This window comes from Fibrobacter sp. UWB7 (genome assembly GCF_900142945.1).
Lineage (GTDB): Bacteria > Fibrobacterota > Fibrobacteria > Fibrobacterales > Fibrobacteraceae > Fibrobacter.
This window is the reverse complement of the sequence record NZ_FRCO01000001.1, coordinates 521,413-537,758: the sequence shown is the minus strand read 5'-3', so window position 1 is coordinate 537,758 and position 16,346 is coordinate 521,413. Positions and strand designations below refer to the sequence as shown.

General features: G+C 49.5%; 14 protein-coding genes. 6 read left to right on the top strand and 8 right to left on the bottom strand.

Going from position 1 to position 16,346, the window contains the following annotated elements:
• Positions 1 to 32: 32 nt before the first annotated feature.
• The 3 genes from BUC30_RS02240 to BUC30_RS02230 form a co-directional block, all read right to left on the bottom strand.
• The gene (locus BUC30_RS02240; RefSeq protein ID WP_073423331.1) at positions 33 to 683 is read right to left on the bottom strand and encodes an HAD family hydrolase; all 651 of its coding nucleotides are present in this window, start codon (positions 681 to 683) and stop codon (positions 33 to 35) included.
• Positions 684 to 700: 17 nt separating this feature from the next.
• Positions 701 to 1,477, bottom strand: a complete 777-nt coding sequence (locus BUC30_RS02235) for an EI24 domain-containing protein (RefSeq protein ID WP_073423330.1) — start codon at positions 1,475 to 1,477, stop codon at positions 701 to 703.
• 78 nt (positions 1,478 to 1,555) lie between these two features.
• Entirely contained in the window at positions 1,556 to 2,539 is a 984-nt protein-coding gene (locus tag BUC30_RS02230; protein WP_073423329.1) for a glycoside hydrolase family 11 protein, read from the bottom strand.
• A 334-nt stretch (positions 2,540 to 2,873) separates the two neighbouring features.
• On the opposite strand from BUC30_RS02230, the gene BUC30_RS02225 reads away from it, so the two are divergent.
• The gene (locus BUC30_RS02225; protein ID WP_073423328.1) at positions 2,874 to 5,264 is read left to right on the top strand and encodes a Tex family protein; all 2,391 of its coding nucleotides are present in this window, start codon (positions 2,874 to 2,876) and stop codon (positions 5,262 to 5,264) included.
• A gap of 157 nt (positions 5,265 to 5,421) precedes the next feature.
• Here BUC30_RS02225 and BUC30_RS02220 read toward each other — a convergent pair whose 3' ends face one another.
• Positions 5,422 to 5,619 (bottom strand): ferredoxin, encoded by a 198-nt coding sequence (locus BUC30_RS02220; protein ID WP_014546849.1) that lies wholly within the window; start codon positions 5,617 to 5,619, stop codon positions 5,422 to 5,424.
• Between the two features lie 243 nt (positions 5,620 to 5,862).
• On the opposite strand from BUC30_RS02220, the gene argB reads away from it, so the two are divergent.
• The 3 genes from argB (at position 5,863) to BUC30_RS02205 (ending at position 9,049) form a co-directional block, all read left to right on the top strand.
• Positions 5,863 to 6,654 (top strand): acetylglutamate kinase, encoded by a 792-nt coding sequence (argB, locus tag BUC30_RS02215; protein WP_014546850.1) that lies wholly within the window; start codon positions 5,863 to 5,865, stop codon positions 6,652 to 6,654.
• On the top strand, positions 6,635 to 7,846 hold the full coding sequence (locus tag BUC30_RS02210; RefSeq protein WP_073423327.1) for an aspartate aminotransferase family protein: 1,212 nt from the start codon (positions 6,635 to 6,637) through the stop codon (positions 7,844 to 7,846). The genes argB and BUC30_RS02210 overlap by 20 nt, the downstream gene beginning before the upstream one ends.
• A gap of 210 nt (positions 7,847 to 8,056) precedes the next feature.
• Positions 8,057 to 9,049 carry an Rpn family recombination-promoting nuclease/putative transposase gene (locus BUC30_RS02205; RefSeq protein WP_073423326.1) on the top strand — a complete coding sequence of 331 codons (993 nt, stop codon included), beginning with the start codon at positions 8,057 to 8,059 and terminating at the stop codon, positions 9,047 to 9,049.
• A 144-nt stretch (positions 9,050 to 9,193) separates the two neighbouring features.
• On the opposite strand, the gene BUC30_RS02200 is transcribed toward BUC30_RS02205, so the two are convergent.
• Positions 9,194 to 10,324: a GGDEF domain-containing protein gene (locus BUC30_RS02200; protein ID WP_073423325.1), complete on the bottom strand. Its 1,131-nt coding sequence runs from the start codon at positions 10,322 to 10,324 to the stop codon at positions 9,194 to 9,196.
• Positions 10,325 to 10,460: 136 nt separating this feature from the next.
• Here BUC30_RS02200 and BUC30_RS02195 point away from each other — a divergent pair, with 136 nt between their 5' ends.
• Positions 10,461 to 11,297 (top strand): site-specific integrase, encoded by an 837-nt coding sequence (locus BUC30_RS02195; RefSeq protein WP_073423324.1) that lies wholly within the window; start codon positions 10,461 to 10,463, stop codon positions 11,295 to 11,297.
• Between the two features lie 203 nt (positions 11,298 to 11,500).
• Here BUC30_RS02195 and BUC30_RS02190 read toward each other — a convergent pair whose 3' ends face one another.
• Entirely contained in the window at positions 11,501 to 12,970 is a 1,470-nt protein-coding gene (locus BUC30_RS02190; RefSeq protein ID WP_280168709.1) for a B12-binding domain-containing radical SAM protein, read from the bottom strand.
• Between the two features lie 173 nt (positions 12,971 to 13,143).
• On the opposite strand from BUC30_RS02190, the gene BUC30_RS02185 reads away from it, so the two are divergent.
• Entirely contained in the window at positions 13,144 to 13,677 is a 534-nt protein-coding gene (locus BUC30_RS02185; protein ID WP_244536444.1) for a toxin-antitoxin system YwqK family antitoxin, read from the top strand.
• Between the two features lie 138 nt (positions 13,678 to 13,815).
• Here the strand turns inward: BUC30_RS02185 and BUC30_RS02180 are convergent, their stop codons facing one another.
• Positions 13,816 to 14,568, bottom strand: a complete 753-nt coding sequence (locus tag BUC30_RS02180) for a DedA family protein (RefSeq protein ID WP_073423322.1) — start codon at positions 14,566 to 14,568, stop codon at positions 13,816 to 13,818.
• 190 nt (positions 14,569 to 14,758) lie between these two features.
• Complete coding sequence (locus tag BUC30_RS02175) at positions 14,759 to 16,345, bottom strand: hypothetical protein (RefSeq protein ID WP_073423321.1); 1,587 nt, start codon at positions 16,343 to 16,345, stop codon at positions 14,759 to 14,761.
• Between the last annotated feature and the right edge of the window lies 1 nt (position 16,346).

The following is a 16,346-nucleotide window of genomic DNA, read 5'->3' as shown; positions in this document are numbered from 1 at the left end:
TAGCGTAAAAATAAGAAAATGTTTACGTTAGTTCAAGGTTTTTGCGAAAAAAGCGTTGCCACCCAGTCAACGTCTGCTGTTACGGTAAGAGTCTGTAATCCGCATGCTGCTGCGGCGGCGGTGTTGACAGGGCTATCGTCGAGGAATATCGTCTCGGCGGGGGAGGCTCCGAGTTCGCGAATGGCGGTCTTGAAAATCTCGGGGTCGGGCTTTTGCAAATGGAGCTCCTGGCTCAAGAAAATCTTGTCGAAAAAGTCTTCGAGCTTGTTGCCGTTCGCATTGAACCAGTTTTTGCAACTACATTCCCAATGAAGCTCGTTTGTATTGCTTAAAAGCGAAACGCTTGCGACGCCTTTTGTTTTGCGTAAGCGACGGAGAGCTTGCAATTTGCGGTCTGCAACGCCCAGGCAAATGGAATTCCATGCTTCCTCGATATCGCGCGGCGTTGTCAGGCTTGCTGCGCATTTGGTGTTAGAATCGGCAACGCACTTGCTTGCGACTTGCTGGCAGAATTCTGCGGTCGTCACAAACCCAAGCTGGTAATCTTCCATCAGTTTGTAGACAAAACTGCCCGGCTCAAGTTCGGTGGGCGGCAAGCCGAGTGCGACAAATCGTTCGTAAGCGTTTTTCATGCGGATGTCCAAAAGAACTCCGCCTAAATCAAAAATGTAGTTCTTGAGCATGTCGCAAAGATAGAAATTTAAGATGGCGATTTTTCGCTCAATTCTAATTGCGATAGCGTGGCGGCAACTGTCGAAACGCCTCCGATAAATGCGGCAATGAACGAGCCACAGATGAGGTATAGCGGTAACGAATAAACCGCCCCGTTTGCGAATGCGACGAATTTTAGTTTGTGTGTTTCGTTGCGGCTGTCTTTAGGCGATAAACGCCAGCGCTCGTAAGTGTAGTCCATGAATCCAAAGCCAAAGTAATATGCGTTGATGATGAAAATTAGGACAAGCGATGCGATGCTCCCCGCGACAGGAATAAAATTCAAAAGCAGGCAAAGGGCGGTCAAGACGAGTTGCTTTGCAGTATTGCGGAGGGCAATCACGATGGCGCGCCAAATGTCTTTGAGCATTTGCTTCATGTCAAACGGAAATTCTTTCCCGGTGAGGATTGTTTCGGTCTTTTCGGAGAGGAACGTGTAAATGGGCGACATCAAAATGTTGACAATCGTTCCGCCAATGAAAACGAACAGCGCAAAGAATACGATGGGGAGAATGATCTTGATGGCGACCATGCCGGCGTGAATCCAGCCGTTCATGTTTTCGGTGCTGCGCTCGATGATGCCGTTGATCCAGTCGCTAATGCCGACGCCCGAGAATATAAAAGCGACCACGACGATGATGTTCAAAATGGCGGGAATGAGCAAATATTTAGTGAGCTTGTTTGCACGTATGAGACGGAATGCCTTAATGTATGCGGCCAACCCGGTCTTGAATTGCTTTGCGACTGATAAGTTTTGTTGTTCCATTATTTTAAATATAAGAAAGCCTGCGATTGGGGAAATCGCAAGCTTGATGATTAGAGTGTGGTTTTTTAGAAAAGAAACTTATTTTACGGAGACGCTCTTCATTGCAGAACCGAGCTTTACCATATAAATACCTGCGCTATGGAACTTGTTCTTGATGGCGCTCTGGATATCGCTTGTGGCATTCACGCTTCCGAGGAATTTACCCTGCATATCGAAAACCTGTGCGCTAGTGATTGTGTTTGTTTTCGGTGCAAATTGGGGAAGGACCGTGGAGCTTGCTTCGCCTGTGTAGACCTTGGCGTAGGCAAAATCGATTGTGCCGGAGGCGTTCCCGTTTTCGGGGTATTGGCCCGCTTCGCCGAGAACCTTTGCTTCGTACATGGAATTGCCGAGTTCAAGACCTAGGCTCTTCCAACCGTCAAAGTGGGCTGTAATATCGATGGTGCCGCAGGCGCGTTTGGTCTTGCGCACGCTGAAGTACTGCGTGAAGGGAGTGTTGTCGCCTTCGATGGAACCGCGTTGGACTTTGTCAACGTAGACTTCGTATGTGGCGCCGTCAACGGTGATTGTGCCACGCAAGCCGCATTCGTCACAGTTTGCAGTAGATTTGCCAATCCAGTTCGGGCGATACGGGCTCCAGGTGTCGACGATGTACCATTCGATGAGCGGGTCCTGCGACCAGCCGTAAACACCGATGTACGAGTAAGTCACGTTGGAATAGCTTTTGAAGGACGGGTCGGTCAGCTTGAAGTCGGCGTAAAGGTGTCCGAGGTCAGTGTACTTGAGCCCGCTGTTCATGCCGTAGCGGATGCCTTCGCGGCAGAGGTAATCGTTCACGTTGTTGAATTCGCAAGAGAACGAACCATCGGTGTAGAATGTGGCGGAGTTGTTGCCGATGTCGGCCCAGAGTTCGTAACTGTAGTTGCCGATATCGTTAATGTCGTTGGAGGTGACGACCGTGCTTTCGCCGCTGTGAGTTGCTGTGTTGCAAAAATCCTGGGAATAGGCTTCTGTGGCAAACGCAACGGCAAGACTCAAAACGAAAAATTTCGAATTTCTCATAAAACATCCCTTTTTTTATACTCCAAAGGTAACTTTTAATGGGGTGGTTGGGGTACCATTGGTGAACTAAAATTTTAAAAGTGTTGCAGGTGTTTTGATGCGTCACGGCCGCTTTTCTGCGGTTTCCTGACGGCTTTTTTGAGCCTTGCCCCCATGTGTCGAAAATTTGACACTTTCTTTTGCTATATTCACTAGACCCCCGAACGGGGTGTCTGGCAGCGGTGGTTGCCAGGCTTGTGTCACCGAGGGCCGTGCGGGCTGTGCTATCCAATGAGGGGTGTATGGCTCGGTGGACCCCAAATCCGGAAACGGAATCTACAAGTAGGAATCTCAAATGGATTTTTCTGCGATTATTGCCGAAGAGCTGAATCTTGAAGTGTGGCGCGTTAGTAAGGCGCTCGAACTTATGGACCAGGGGGGCACGATCCCCTTTATCGCCCGTTACCGTAAGGACCAGACGGGTACATTGAACGAAATTGAACTTCGCGACATTAGCCACCGTCGCGACTACCTCCAGGAACTTGTGGACCGCAAGGAAACGATCCTCAAGAGCATCGAGGAACAGGGCAAGCTCACGCCGGAACTCAAGGCTCAGATTGAAGTTTGCAAGGACAAGACTCTTCTCGAAGATATTTACGCTCCGTTCAAGCCGAAGAAGCGTACTCGCGCAACGATTGCAAAGGAACTTGGTCTGGAACCGCTCGCCCGCCTGATGTGGGCTCAGGAAAATACCGGAAACACGGCAGAAGAAATTGCACGCATTTATTTGTCCGAAGAAAAGGGTCTTGCCGACCCGCGTGCCGCCCTCAAGGGTGCTGCTGACATCCTCGCCGAAGAAGTTGCAGACAACGCAGAATTCCGCCAGTACCTCCGCAACAAGGTCGAAAAGACTGGCGTCATGGTTTCCAAGGTTAAGAAGGATTTCGAAAAGCAAGAAACCAAGTTCAAGGACTACTACGACTTTAGCGAACCGGTCTCCAAGATCCCGAGCCACCGTATGCTCGCTCTCCGCCGTGGCGAAAAGGAAAAGGTGCTCCGCCTCTCCATCGAAGTCCCGAACGAAGAAATGGTCGGTTACCTCCAGAATCAGGTTATCAAGCACGACTCTGTCTGGAAGCCGTATCTCGAAGATATGTGCAAGGATGCTTGGGAACGCTTGCTCCAGCCGAGCATGGAAAGCGAAGTGCGCCTCCTCCTCAAGGATGCCGCCGAAGAAGAAGCTTTCAAGGTGTTCTCCAAGAACCTCCAGGACGTTTTGCTCGCCGCTCCGGCAGGCCACAAGGCTGTGCTCGCCCTTGACCCGGGTTTCCGTACGGGTTGCAAGGTCGCTGTGCTCGACAAGAACGGCAAGTTCATGGATCACGGCATCATCAAGCCGCATGAACCGTGGAACGACAAGGCCGGTGCCGCAGTTTATCTGATGAGCCTCATCGACAAGTATCAGATTGACCTCATCGCTATCGGTAATGGTACGGCAAGCCGCGAAACGGACGCTTTCTGTGGCGAAATGGCTCTCAAGTTCAAGGGCAAGGTTCCGCCGCGCGTTATCGTCTCCGAAGCTGGTGCATCTGTCTATAGCGCAAGCATGATCGCTATCGCCGAATTCCCGAAGGAAGACGTGACGACCCGTGGCGCTATTTCTATTGGCCGCCGCTTGCAGGACCCGCTCGCTGAACTTGTGAAGGTCGATCCGCAGTCCATTGGCGTGGGCCAGTACCAGCACGACGTGAACCAGCGCGAACTCAAGAAGCGTTTGGACGAAGTTGTGGAAAGCTGCGTGAACATGGTCGGTGTCGACGTGAACAGCGCTTCTGCTCCGCTCCTCTCTCACGTGGCAGGCCTCAGCAACACGCTCTCTGAAGCGATTGTGAAGTACCGCGAAGAAAACGGCGCTTATGCAAGCCGTGAAGATTTGAAGAAGGTCAAGGGCTTTGGCCCGAAGGCTTTTGAACAGGCCGCAGGCTTTATGCGTATCCCGGGTGCCGAAAACCCGCTCGACGATTCCGCCGTGCATCCTGAAAACTACGCCCTCGTCGAAAAGATGGCTGAAAAGGTCGGCGTTCCGGTCAAGGAAATGGTCGGCAATGCAGACGCTGTGAAGGGCATCAAGCTCGACGAATTCCTCTCCGACGAAGTCGGTCGTGCTACTTTGGAAGATATCCTCAAGGAACTCCAGAAGCCGAGCCGCGACCCGCGTAAGGAATTCCGTTATGCTAAGTTCGATGACCGCATCAAGACCATCAACGACCTCGTGACGGGTAGCTGGATGGAAGGTGTCGTGACGAACGTTGCTAACTTCGGTGCTTTCGTGGACATCGGCGTGCATCAGGACGGTCTCGTTCACATTTCTGAAATCAGCGACAAGTATGTGACGGACGCTAAGGACGTGCTTACGGTCGGTGACGTGGTGAAGGTCCGCGTGGTTGCAGTCGATGCTAACCAGAAGCGCATCAGTCTTTCCATGAAGCAGGAACAGACGGACGGTGTTGCCGGCGCTGGTGTGAGCGGTCCTCGCGGTCAGCGCGTGGGTGGTCCGCGTGGTAACTTCGGTCATCGCGACGGTGGTGCTCGCCCGCAGGGTGGCATTCAGGGACATGCAACGATTGCCGACCTCAAGAACAAGATTGCCGGTAAGGAACGCCCGGGCTTTGCTCAGAAGAAGCCGCAGGCCGCCCAACCCGCCAAGCTGAACGCTCTTCTTAAATCTATGAAGAAGGGATTTTAATGGTGTCATGCCCGCCGCCGAGCGGGCATCCCCCTTTCAAAACAAACAAAAACAGCACTCGATAGAATCGAGTGCTGTTTTTGTGTTCAATCTTACAAGATAAGCAAAGCTTCGTACCATCGCGGGGTTCCGCGATAACTTTGCCTAAATGCTCGAATTACGAGAACTTGATCACGCCGGCCGGGCAGCTGTCAGCAGCGTCCTTGATTTCGTTTTCGTAAGCGCTGAAGTCAACGCCTTCCTTAACGACCATCTTTTCCGGAACGGAGAAGACTGCATCGCAAGTTGCTTCGCAAGCGCCGCAGGAGACGCATTCGTCGCTAGATTCATCGAGCCAAACTTTCGTAATTGCCATAAAATACCTCTTATATTGGTTAGGTTTTCCCAAAAGATATAAAAAAATTACGCTTGAAGAGTGAAAAAGTGAAAGAAATTGGGAAAAAAAGGTTTAACCAATAAGTCGTGCTTTTTTCTTTTAAAAATTAATCCTTAGCGGTAAGCCTAGAGTTCCTTTTTCTACATTTGCGGTAAATTTTTCGGGCTAATCCGGGCAATGGTGCTCGCTTTTCGCCTGAGAATTATGAGGACATCGTAAGCGATGAAAAAAGTGGTTGTAAAAATTGGTGGCAGCTTGGCAATCGACGAAGCCAAGTTGGCCGATTTTGTGGCGGCAGTCAGCAAGCTTCCGGCTATGGGCTGCCAAGTAGCCGTGGTGCACGGCGGTGGCAAGGACATCAACGAAAACATCTCCTTGCTCCGAGAACAACCCACCTTTATCGACGGTCTCCGAGTCACGACGCCTTCTATCATGAAGATGGTCGAAATGACGCTCTCGGGACACGTCAACAAGAAGCTCGTGCGAATGCTCCTCGAAAACAATTGCAACGCTGTCGGCCTCAGTGGCGTCGATGGCAAGTTGTTTGAAGTGGTCAAGAAGCAGGGCAAGGTGGATCTTGGCCTCGTGGGCGAAGTCAAGAAGGTCAATCCGCAGATTGTGGAAACACTTTGGTCTGCAGGCTTTGTTCCGGTCGTAAGCCCGATCTCTATCGGTCCGGACGAAAACGGCAAGGCTGTGAGCTGGAACGTGAATGCCGATACTGCCGCAAGCGAACTGGCTGTGGCACTCCACGCTGACCAGTTCGTGCTGGTGAGCGATGTCCCGGGCGTGATGGACGATACCAAGACCGTCATTCCGGAACTCACGGAAGATGCAAGCGAAGCCCTCATCGCTTCTGGCGTCATCAACGGCGGCATGATCCCGAAGGTCCGCGAAAGCTTCAAGAGCATTGAACGCGGCCTCAAGAGCATTCACATTGTCGGCTGGAAGGATGCCGACCACTTTGTAAAACAAATTAATGGAGAACTGAACTATGGCACAATCCTTGGCTAATTCCGTTTTTGAAGAAGACAAGCAGTTTATCGCCCCGCTTTATGGCAAGGCCAATATTGAATTTGTCCGTGGCGAAGGTTCTTACTTGTTCGACAAGAACGGCAAGAAGTATCTTGACTTTGTCGCTGGCATTGCCGTGAACGCTCTCGGCCACCAGAACGCCGCAATCAAGAAGGCTGTCGAAGAACAGATGGACAGCTTCTTCCACATTTCGAACCTTTATCCGAACTTCCCGCAGGTGAACCTCGCTAAGGCTCTCCTCGCTGCAACGGGTTTCGACAAGGCATTTTTCTGCAACTCCGGTACCGAAGCTAACGAAGGCTGCATCAAGTTTGCACGTAAGTATTTCGATCGCAAGGGCGAAAAGAACCGCCAGAAGATCGTGACGTTCATCAACAGCTTCCACGGTCGTACGTTTGCAGCCCTTTCTGCAACGGGTCAGCCGGCCATTCGCGAAGGCTTTGGCTCCATGCCGGGTGACTTTGTTCACGTTCCTTGGAACGATGTTGCTGCCCTCAAGGCCGAAGTCAACAACGACACTTGCGCTATCATGCTCGAATCTCTCGCTGCCGAAGGTGGCGTGATGACCGTTTCCGATGAAATGGTCGCTGCAATCAACAGCCTCAAGAAAGAATTCGGCTGCCTCGTGATTGTCGACGAAGTCCAGGCAGGTATGGGCCGTCTCGGCACATTCCTTGGCCTCCAGAAGCATGGCATTGATGCTGACCTCGTGTCGCTTGCCAAGGCTCTTGGCGGCGGTCTCCCGCTCGGTGCAGTGCTCCTCCGCCAGAAGGTTGCTGACCAGCTCAAGGCTGGCGATCATGGCACGACGTTTGGCGGTAACCCGGTTGCTTGCGCAGTGGGTCTCGCTGTCGTGAACCAGATTGCAAAGCCGGAATTCCTCGCCAATGTCGAAGCTCGCTCCGCTCAGCTCAAGGCTGGCCTTGAAGCTATCGCCGCTAAGTTCCCGGCAGTGAAGGGCGTGCGTGGTGAAGGCCTTATTCTCGGCCTCGCTCTCGACGAATCGCTCCCGGTCGGTAACGTGATTGCTGCCGCTCGCGACGAAGGCATGATGGTTCTCAGCGCTAAGGGCAACGTGCTTCGTTTGCTCCCGCCGCTGAACGTCTCCGCCGCCGAATGCGACGAAGCTCTTGCTAAGCTTGACGCGGCATTCGCTACGGCAACGAAGTAATCCGCGCGGCCTTCTCGAAAAAATTGAAAAAAGACCTGGATTTAGTTCCAGGTCTTTTTGTATGCTTTGTGTATTACTAATTGTAAAAATTCATTTTAATTCAAAAAAATGTGAAATAAATCGCTCAAAAAAGCGTGTTAATATAATGGACGGGGAGCGGTTTTCTGTCTATGATCCCGACATTATCGGGTGTTTTAACACTGGAAAAATATGGGAAATAATATTGAGACCGAAACAAAAAATGGCCATGGTGAAATGATTGGCGAGGCAAAGACTTTCGAAGAATACAAAGGGGCTGGCGTCTTTGCGGATCTTCTTCTCGACAGAACTTTCAAGAAGGCTTTCAATCCTGACTCGCAGAACAAAGTATGTTTGATTGCGCTTTTGAACGCTGTACTTGAAGGAGAAATTGCATCGCCGATTGTGGATGTGCAGTCTCGTAACAAGGAATACAGCGACGGTTCGAATGAAAATCGGACTTCCATCTTCGACTTGCACTGCATCGATTCGGCTCAGCGGAGATTCATCATCGAAGTGCAGATTCTTTTTCAGGAAAACATAGTCAATCGTTCGATTTATTACGCTTCGCAGACGATCATAGCTCAGGGGCAACGCGGCAAAAAGTACAATTACGAATTGAACCCTGTTGTTACAGTCGTATTCATGGAATTTAATGTGTTTGCCGATGACCGCTACATCCGTCGGGCAAAACTTCGCGAAATCAATGGATCTTGCATCAGCGATGCTCTCAATTTTGTGTTTGTAGAACTCCCGAAGTTCAACAAGCCTTTGGACGAACTAGAAACGACGCTCGACAAGGCGCTTTATGCTCTTAAGAATATGAAAAACATGACGCAGATGCCCAAGCAGTATGTGAATACGGTGTTCGAACTCTTGTTTTCGACAGCGAAATTGGCTAAATTATCGAAAGAGGAACAGAAAATGATCGACGAAGCTCAGAAAGCCAAGTGGGATAAATATGCAATCCATAAAGCGGCTATTGATAGCGGCTTGCAGCAAGGTCTCGAACAAGGTCTCGAACAGGGTCTCGAACAAGGTCTTGCAAAAGGCGCCGATCAAAAAGCTCGCGAAATTGCGAAAAAAATGCTGTTGAAAAAGAAGCCCGTCGAAGAAATTATTGAATTCACGGAGCTTTCTGAAGTTGATGTTTTAGCAATTCAGGCTGATTTAGATAAAACCTGAAATGCTTACTCGCCATCTCGAAAAATTGCAAAAAGACCTGGACTTAGTTCCAGGTCTTTTTGTATGCTCGGCGCGTCGCTGCTTTCCGCGCGCATTCCTATAGCAAATCCTTCTTACCGCCTACTGTCTACTTCTAACTACCTACTATCTCCCTTCCCGTGACGCTTTCTTTTGTAGGTACATCTGCTTGTCTGCAGCGGCAATGACTTCGTCTTCGGTCTGTACGCCCGTTGTGCGGACTGCAAAGCCGTAGGCCGCGCTTTCCGTAATTCCCTGAACCTGAGTTTGCCTAGACTCCTCAACGAAACGGTTCAAGAAAGCTTCGCATTTGGTGCGGTTGAACTTGGGGATAATCACCAAAAATTCATCCCCTCCGGTGCGGATGGCTTCGGCGTTTTCGGGGAGAATCTTCTTTAGAATCTCGGCAAAGTTTCGTATGTATTCATCACCATTGCTGTGTCCGTAGTTGTCGTTAATTTCCTTGAGGTGGTTTAGGTCAAACATCACGTAACTGCATGGGAGCTTGCGCTTCACATCGTCGGGGTGCATCACAAGGTAGTTTCTGTTGAAAAGTCCCGTCATGGCGTCGTTGAAACTCAGCTTTTCGAACATTTTATGCGATGTGTTTTCGCTGACCTGAACACCGACAAAAAGGCAGACAATTACGAAGACCACGCTGACGATATCCACGCGGATCCCTTCGACAAACGGAGCTGCCGAGCCTGCAATAAAGGGCAGAATAAAGTAGATGATAAAGAAGATAAAAGTCCGTAGTCCAAACTGCTTGCGGTAATAAATGATGATTCCCGTCATGAGAATGCCCCAAACGCCTGTGGCAAGCCAAGAAACGATTGTCTCGTTTGAAGTCCAGTCGCGGGTAATGTCGCCTGTAGAGATGTCTACGCCGACGTTCAGCAAAAAGTCAAGGACGCAAAGCACATAAATCATGTAGTGTATGTTTTTGTGCAGTTCGCATTTCTTGTTTTCGAGTAATGCAATGACGTATTGAGATAAATAGTATATGCACAGCGCGCTTGAAACAAAGCTGACTAAATCGACAATGGTATAAACTGGGGCCGAAAGTTCACCGTCGCAAAAGTGGATGATGGCGTACGTGATAATCACGCCGTGGTAGGCGATTATCATGCCTGTAAAGTTGTACTGAAGCCTGTCGTTACGCCAATGCCCGACCCAGAGGAGAACCAAAATGAGGAACAATATGGAAAGGCTGAACAAGTCTATACAGATGTTTACCGCCTGGATAATATCGTTCATGGCTCCCTCCATTAAAAAATGTGTAATAAATCGCTAGTATAAATATAATCTATGAATATGGGATGTTTTAAACAGAAGTCGAAATAATTGAAAAACGTGATTAAATTCAGCCTTCATTTAAACTATTGGAGGCTTTATGCGTTTTTTGGACTGTGCGCTAGACTATTTAAAGAAGGATGCTGATGAACTCGCGCCTTTGACGGTACGCACGTATTATTGGAATTTGAAAAAAATAGCGCTTTTTGAGCCGGGGCTCGAATGCAAAGATGTGACTTCCGAGACGGTGCGGAATTACAAGCGTCATTTGGAAACGCTCCATCATAAGGAGGCGACTGTGGTCAAGGCGCTCTCGGTGTTCCGTATTTTTTGCAACAAGATGAAGGCTGATGGAGTGATTCAGGGTGACCCATTTGAAAATGTGAAAGTGGGGCGGGCTTACTCGCGCCGTGGATTTTTGACGGTGCGTGAACTGAAACAACTTTATTTGAATTACATGGATTCGCGTTATGCTTTGACTCGGGCAGAAGATGATGTGATGCGTGTTTTCCTGTTCAGCTGTTTTACGGGACTCCGTTACGGAGACTTGCGCTCGCTGGATGCCTCAGAAATTTTTGACTGGAAAATCCGTAAGCAAATGCACAAGACGGGCGAGGCTGTGTACATTCCGATTCCTGTGCAGGCACGACTGTTGCTCCCGAACCCGCTTACGTCTGGACGCGTGTTTCATGTCGTGGATAATTCGACGTTCAACCGCACACTACGCAAGGGGGCGAAAAAGCTAGGACATTACAAGCATATCCATTGCCACCTGGCGCGGCATACATTTGCAACAACATGCATCACGATAGGAATCCCGCTACCAGCAACGAGCAAACTTCTCGGCCACCGTAACTTGGACACGACGCTCATTTATGCAAAATACGTTGATACGTTTTTGGACAAAGAAATGAAAAAATTCGACCGACTGAAATGATGGCTGCAAAAAAACGGCCCGCTTATTTGCGGGTCGCTTTTGAAATTTAACTGGATTCTTCGAGGCTATTCGCCTCTCAGAATGACGTATGATTCCAAGGAAAGTAGTCTAGAGGGAAACCTCGGGTTTCCCTTTACGACTTATCAAAACATTCCTAGCCGCAGTAAAGGATAGGAGTCTAGGGGAAAAACTTAGGTTTTCCCCTACGTCTTATTAGTCGGAGCCTGTCTTGCGACCGGGGCGAGTTCACCATGCTTACGGAACAGGTGCTTCACCAGCGTGCCGAATCCACGGAGAACGCGGTAACGTTCACGCGGGTTCTTGAGCGCCATGATGCCCTGACGGAAGATGTAGCTCGGACGCAGGTAGAATTCACGGCGGGCCTTGTCGCAGAAGTCCACGAGAGCCTGGCTTGTGAGTTCGCCGCGCTGGATTGTGGTACGGTGGAAGCCGTCCTTGTCGAGCCACTGGCTGTAATCCTTCGACTTCAAAGCGCCACTGGCGAGAGCTTCCTTGTAAGCTTCGGTGCCAGGGTATGCCATGATGGGGTAGAACTGGGCTGTGTTCGGGTTCAGCTTCTTGGCGTAGTCGAGCGTCATGCGGAGAGTTTCCGGCGTGTCGCCCGGGTTACCGACCATGAAGCATCCGTGAACGAGGAGTCCTGCCTTGCGGGCATTCTTCGTAAATTCAATAGCCTTGTCCGTGTTCTTCACGCCCTTGTGGATTTTTTCGAGAACCTCGGGGGAGGCGCTTTCGAAGCCCACGCACATTTCGCGGCCACCGGCCTTCTTCATGAGCTTGAGCAAATCGAGCGGCACATCAGCACGGGCGTTGCAGCTCCACGTAATCTTGAGACCTCGTTCGAGAATCAAGTTGCAAATCTGGCGCACGTGTTCGTGGCTTGCCGTAAACGTATCGTCTTCAAAGAACACTTCGCCTAAATCTTCGAAGTTTTCCTTGATGTACTGGAGTTCGTCGACAACGTCCTTCGGATCGCGGCGGCGGAACTTGTGACCGTTGAGCGTCTGCGGAATCACGCAGTAGCTGCAGTGGTTCGGGCAACCACGACCAGACAAAATCACGATAAGCGGGTTCAGGTTTGCACCGTAGAAATACTTCTTGTAGCAGCTGTAGAGGTGCTTGCGGTAGACTTTGGAAACCCACGGGATTTCGTTCAGGTTCTCAATCTTCGGGCCTTCGGGCTGGAAGTCCACCTTACCTTCGGCGGTGCGGTAAGCAAGACCTGCGAACTGACCGACAGGAGCGCCATCGCCACGGAGAGCGCGGACAAGGTTCCTACAGGTGTAGTCGGCTTCGCCAATCACCACGTAGTCCAAAGACGGTTCCATTTCCATGGATTCGAGCGGCTCTGCAGTCGCGTGCGTACCCATGATGGCGACCTTCACGTTAGGCATTTCTTGCTTGATCGCATGGACGACCTTGAGGTCATTCAAAATACTCGGGGTGCTAGTGCTGCAAATAACGAGTTCCGGACCGAACTTCTTGATGCCTTCGAGCGTTTGCGGAAGATCGAGTTCCATGGCGGGGCTGTCAATCAGCTGGATTTCGTTACCGTCGGCTTCACAAACGCCGGCAGCATAGCTCAAAAACATGGGCCAGTAAAGCGTACTGGACTTTGTAACACACGGGGATCTAGATTCCCGACTGAACATCGGGTGGAAGGGGGGATTTAAAAAAGTAACGTTCATGACGCTCACAAAATACATAATCTCAATGGATTATGCTACATTATAATGCAATGAAAAAGCGTTTTTTTACAATTTTTGCGTGTATAGTGATGGGGGGCACGGTAATATCGGCCTCTGCAGCGCCTAAGTCTAACAATGTGGCGCTAGATACGGTCCGCACGACGTTTGATGACGGGCGTGTGGCTCGAATTTACACGGTCAAAAAGGGGACTGACATTCGCGAAGGGGTGGCGCTTTCTTACCACCCGAACGGGAAGTTGGCAGTCGAAGCTCCGTACAGAAACGGCAAGTTGGATGGCGTATTCCGCTCGTTTGATGAAAACGGAAAACTGCACGAAACCATTGGCTATCTGGATGGAGAAGAAGAAGGCTTTAGCATTATCTATTACGAAAACGGCAAAAAGAAAAGCCGCGAATCTTATCGTCGCGGCGTGCTCAATGGCGTGTCCGAAGAGTGGTTTGAAAATGGTAAGCTCCGTCGCCAAATCCCTTACGAAAATGGACAGATTCACGGTGTCGTCAAGTTCTACGATGAGATGGGACTTTTAGCCGAAGATATGAATTTTGTCCGTGGCATCCGCAATGGAATTTACCACCGCTACACCTTTGGCAAGGTTACTCTAGAAGCGGAATTTCAGAATAACCGTTGCGTCAAGAATTGTGATTTTTAGTCATTGGTCAATGGTCGTTGGTCATTAGTTATATAAGTGCGCTGAAAGCGCCAAACTTAAAACTGATTACTAACGACTAACAACTAACGACTAACAACTAACGACTAACAACTAACGACTAACAACTAATGACTGCCCTCACTTTTTCTTTGGCTTCATGGCGTTCCAAACCATGTAACCGATGAAGAGCACGCCGAAGCCAAGCAATGCGATGGCGAGTTCGGAGTTGTACTTTTCGATGATGTCTTTTTGTCCGTGGGCAAAGTAGCCGAGCAGCGCTAAGACGCAGTTCCAGATGGCGGCACCGAGGAACGTGTAAAGCGTGAACGGAGCGAGCTTCATCTTGGCAAGACCTGCCGGGATAGAAATGAGCTGGCGGATCACCGTGATGAGGCGACCGACGAATGTTGAGATGGCGCCGTGTTCACGGAAGTAGTTTTCTGCTTTTTCGACCTTTTCGACATCGAGCAGCAAGAAGTGACCGAGACGGCTATCGGCGAACTTGTAGATAATCGGGCGACCGAGAATCTTCGCGAGGTAGTAGTTGATGTAAGCGCCGATGAGTGCGCCTAATGTCGCGAACAAGACGATGAGTGCGATGTTGAGGCCGGAACCCGGTTGCAAAGCCTTGTAAGCGGCGGGCGGCACGACAAGTTCAGACGGGAACGGAATGAATGAGCTTTCAATGGCCATCAAAAGTGTGATGGTTCCGTAGTTCAAGTTTTCATTGTACCAATCGATAATCTGGTTATAAATCCCTGTCGATTTTGCGGTATCGGCGGCAGTGCTTGCGACTGCGCCAGCGTCTACAGAAAGCGTATCGGCTGCAAAGGTAAATGCGGTAAGGAGGAGAGCTAAAGCAATGGTTGTTTTAAGGATAGATTTTTTCATTGGGACAAATTTAGAAATTTAAAAAAATAAATTTTTTGATTTTATTATAAAAGTCGTTTTTTTTTATATGAAAAAGTATGTCATGCGGGCGGGGCCCCAGCTCGGAGTTGCGAAGGCCGCACGGGCCCCTCCCTGCACCCTCCCCATCCTTGGCCGACGCTTTTTTTAATAATAATTGCTGTTATTGATGTTAGAAATAGAAGTAAAGTCCAACGCCGAGGAGGGCAGCGCCTGTACCTAACAAAATGCCTCCAGCAATGGCTTTGTTATCGCCTTGGTCCACGAGTTTCTTGTTCTTTTTGACTTTGTCCTGATAGTTCTTGCCTTTGGACGCTCCTGGAATCTTGAGTTCTTTCTTGATGTCTTCGGCATCGCTATAATCTAAATGGGCAAAGTACATCAGTAATGAACCGATGAGAACTGTTCCTGCGGCGCCTCCAATCATAGCTTCGCCAAGCGTTTGCATTTTTTTGTCGTGCAGCCACTTTTTTTGTATTTCGATTTCATCGAAGTTCGTCAGCTTTTCGAGATTGATGCTCAAGTCAATTTGCGGAACGGGTGCTGCAAAGAAGTTGATGAGCGTGTCGCGGTAGCCTGCTTTGCGAATGATGAGGCTGTCTGTGCCCATGTTATATAACGGAAATTTGTCGGGCGTTTGGGCTATGGCTTTGGAGCGCTTGGTAATCGGAGTGCTTGCCTTGTAAATGCTTGCGCCTTCGGGGTATGTTAAAATTCGAATTTCGGGCGTGACGCGTTTGAGCTTTAGTGAAACGTGGACCGTATCGCCTGGGAGCGGAACAATGTTTGTACTTGCACCCCACAAATGCCTATCGACATTCCAATATGCATAAACTGTGAATTTTGCCGTGTCCGCTGTGACAAATGTGCACGGGGATTTACAAATCGCGTCTTTCTCGGAACGTGAAATTGTAGCACCATCAGGGTCTGTTTCAATGTGGATGTAAGTTCTATTTCTTTTGGTCTTGATGACGTCTTTGCCCTGAGCATCCAAAAGTTGATTCTCTAATTTGTTGTTCGTGATGGCATCGCTAAAAGAGGCTTTTCTTGAAAGGTTTATGCTCGCCCGATGCAACATCGGGAGCGAATCTTCGTAGAAAGCGTGGGTGAGGTTTAATGTTAAACTATCGGTTTTTATGTCTGGAACGATTTCGCCAAAGTAGATGGACTTGTAGCCGTATGAGGCAAGTTCGCTTTGAATGCAGATGTTGTCATCGCATTTTTTGATATCGCTTTTGCGAATGATTTGCGGGTTCTCTCCAGCTTCCATCAAAAGACGTGTTGTAAGTGCAGTGAACTGGTCTGCGACGCTTTGTTCGATGCCATCGGCATTGTAAGCGATAAGGACCGTCTTGACGGGTTGTTTTTCGCTAGAGGAGCTTGGTGCTGTAGCGTGTTCAATAGAGGAACTTGAAATAGAAGAGCTTGAGGAACTCTTAACGGTGTGGCTGGAGCTAGACTTTGGTTCTGGTGCTGACGTTTGGGATGAGCTTGTTGGTTTGACTACGACTTTTGTTTTAACCTTCATCAAGTCGTTGCCTTTCTCGTCTATAATTTTTTTGAATTGCTTTTTGGCAATTTTGACAATAGTAAACTTGTTCTGGATGTATCCGCCAAGGCTTACGGTATCGTTTTCAATGCCCATGAGTTGGGCGCGCTGCTTTGTTCCGGAAAGGAGCTCGACGTCAACGAAAATCCCTTCGGGGTTTGCGAAGGCTGCGGTCAATGCGATTGCAATTAGTAAGAAAATCTTTTTCATA

What these genes read in the sequence shown, in the direction of transcription:
- BUC30_RS02240 (WP_073423331.1), bottom strand. Translation starts at nt 683, where the DNA reads ATGCTCAAGAACTACATTTTTGATTTAGGCGGAGTTCTTTTGGACATC.
- BUC30_RS02235 (WP_073423330.1), bottom strand. Translation starts at nt 1,477, where the DNA reads ATGGAACAACAAAACTTATCAGTCGCAAAGCAATTCAAGACCGGGTTG.
- BUC30_RS02230 (WP_073423329.1), bottom strand. Translation starts at nt 2,539, where the DNA reads ATGAGAAATTCGAAATTTTTCGTTTTGAGTCTTGCCGTTGCGTTTGCC.
- BUC30_RS02225 (WP_073423328.1), top strand. Translation starts at nt 2,874, where the DNA reads ATGGATTTTTCTGCGATTATTGCCGAAGAGCTGAATCTTGAAGTGTGG.
- BUC30_RS02220 (WP_014546849.1), bottom strand. Translation starts at nt 5,619, where the DNA reads ATGGCAATTACGAAAGTTTGGCTCGATGAATCTAGCGACGAATGCGTC.
- argB (WP_014546850.1), top strand. Translation starts at nt 5,863, where the DNA reads ATGAAAAAAGTGGTTGTAAAAATTGGTGGCAGCTTGGCAATCGACGAA.
- BUC30_RS02210 (WP_073423327.1), top strand. Translation starts at nt 6,635, where the DNA reads ATGGCACAATCCTTGGCTAATTCCGTTTTTGAAGAAGACAAGCAGTTT.
- BUC30_RS02205 (WP_073423326.1), top strand. Translation starts at nt 8,057, where the DNA reads ATGGGAAATAATATTGAGACCGAAACAAAAAATGGCCATGGTGAAATG.
- BUC30_RS02200 (WP_073423325.1), bottom strand. Translation starts at nt 10,324, where the DNA reads ATGAACGATATTATCCAGGCGGTAAACATCTGTATAGACTTGTTCAGC.
- BUC30_RS02195 (WP_073423324.1), top strand. Translation starts at nt 10,461, where the DNA reads ATGCGTTTTTTGGACTGTGCGCTAGACTATTTAAAGAAGGATGCTGAT.
- BUC30_RS02190 (WP_280168709.1), bottom strand. Translation starts at nt 12,970, where the DNA reads ATGTTCAGTCGGGAATCTAGATCCCCGTGTGTTACAAAGTCCAGTACG.
- BUC30_RS02180 (WP_073423322.1), bottom strand. Translation starts at nt 14,568, where the DNA reads ATGAAAAAATCTATCCTTAAAACAACCATTGCTTTAGCTCTCCTCCTT.
- BUC30_RS02175 (WP_073423321.1), bottom strand. Translation starts at nt 16,345, where the DNA reads ATGAAAAAGATTTTCTTACTAATTGCAATCGCATTGACCGCAGCCTTC.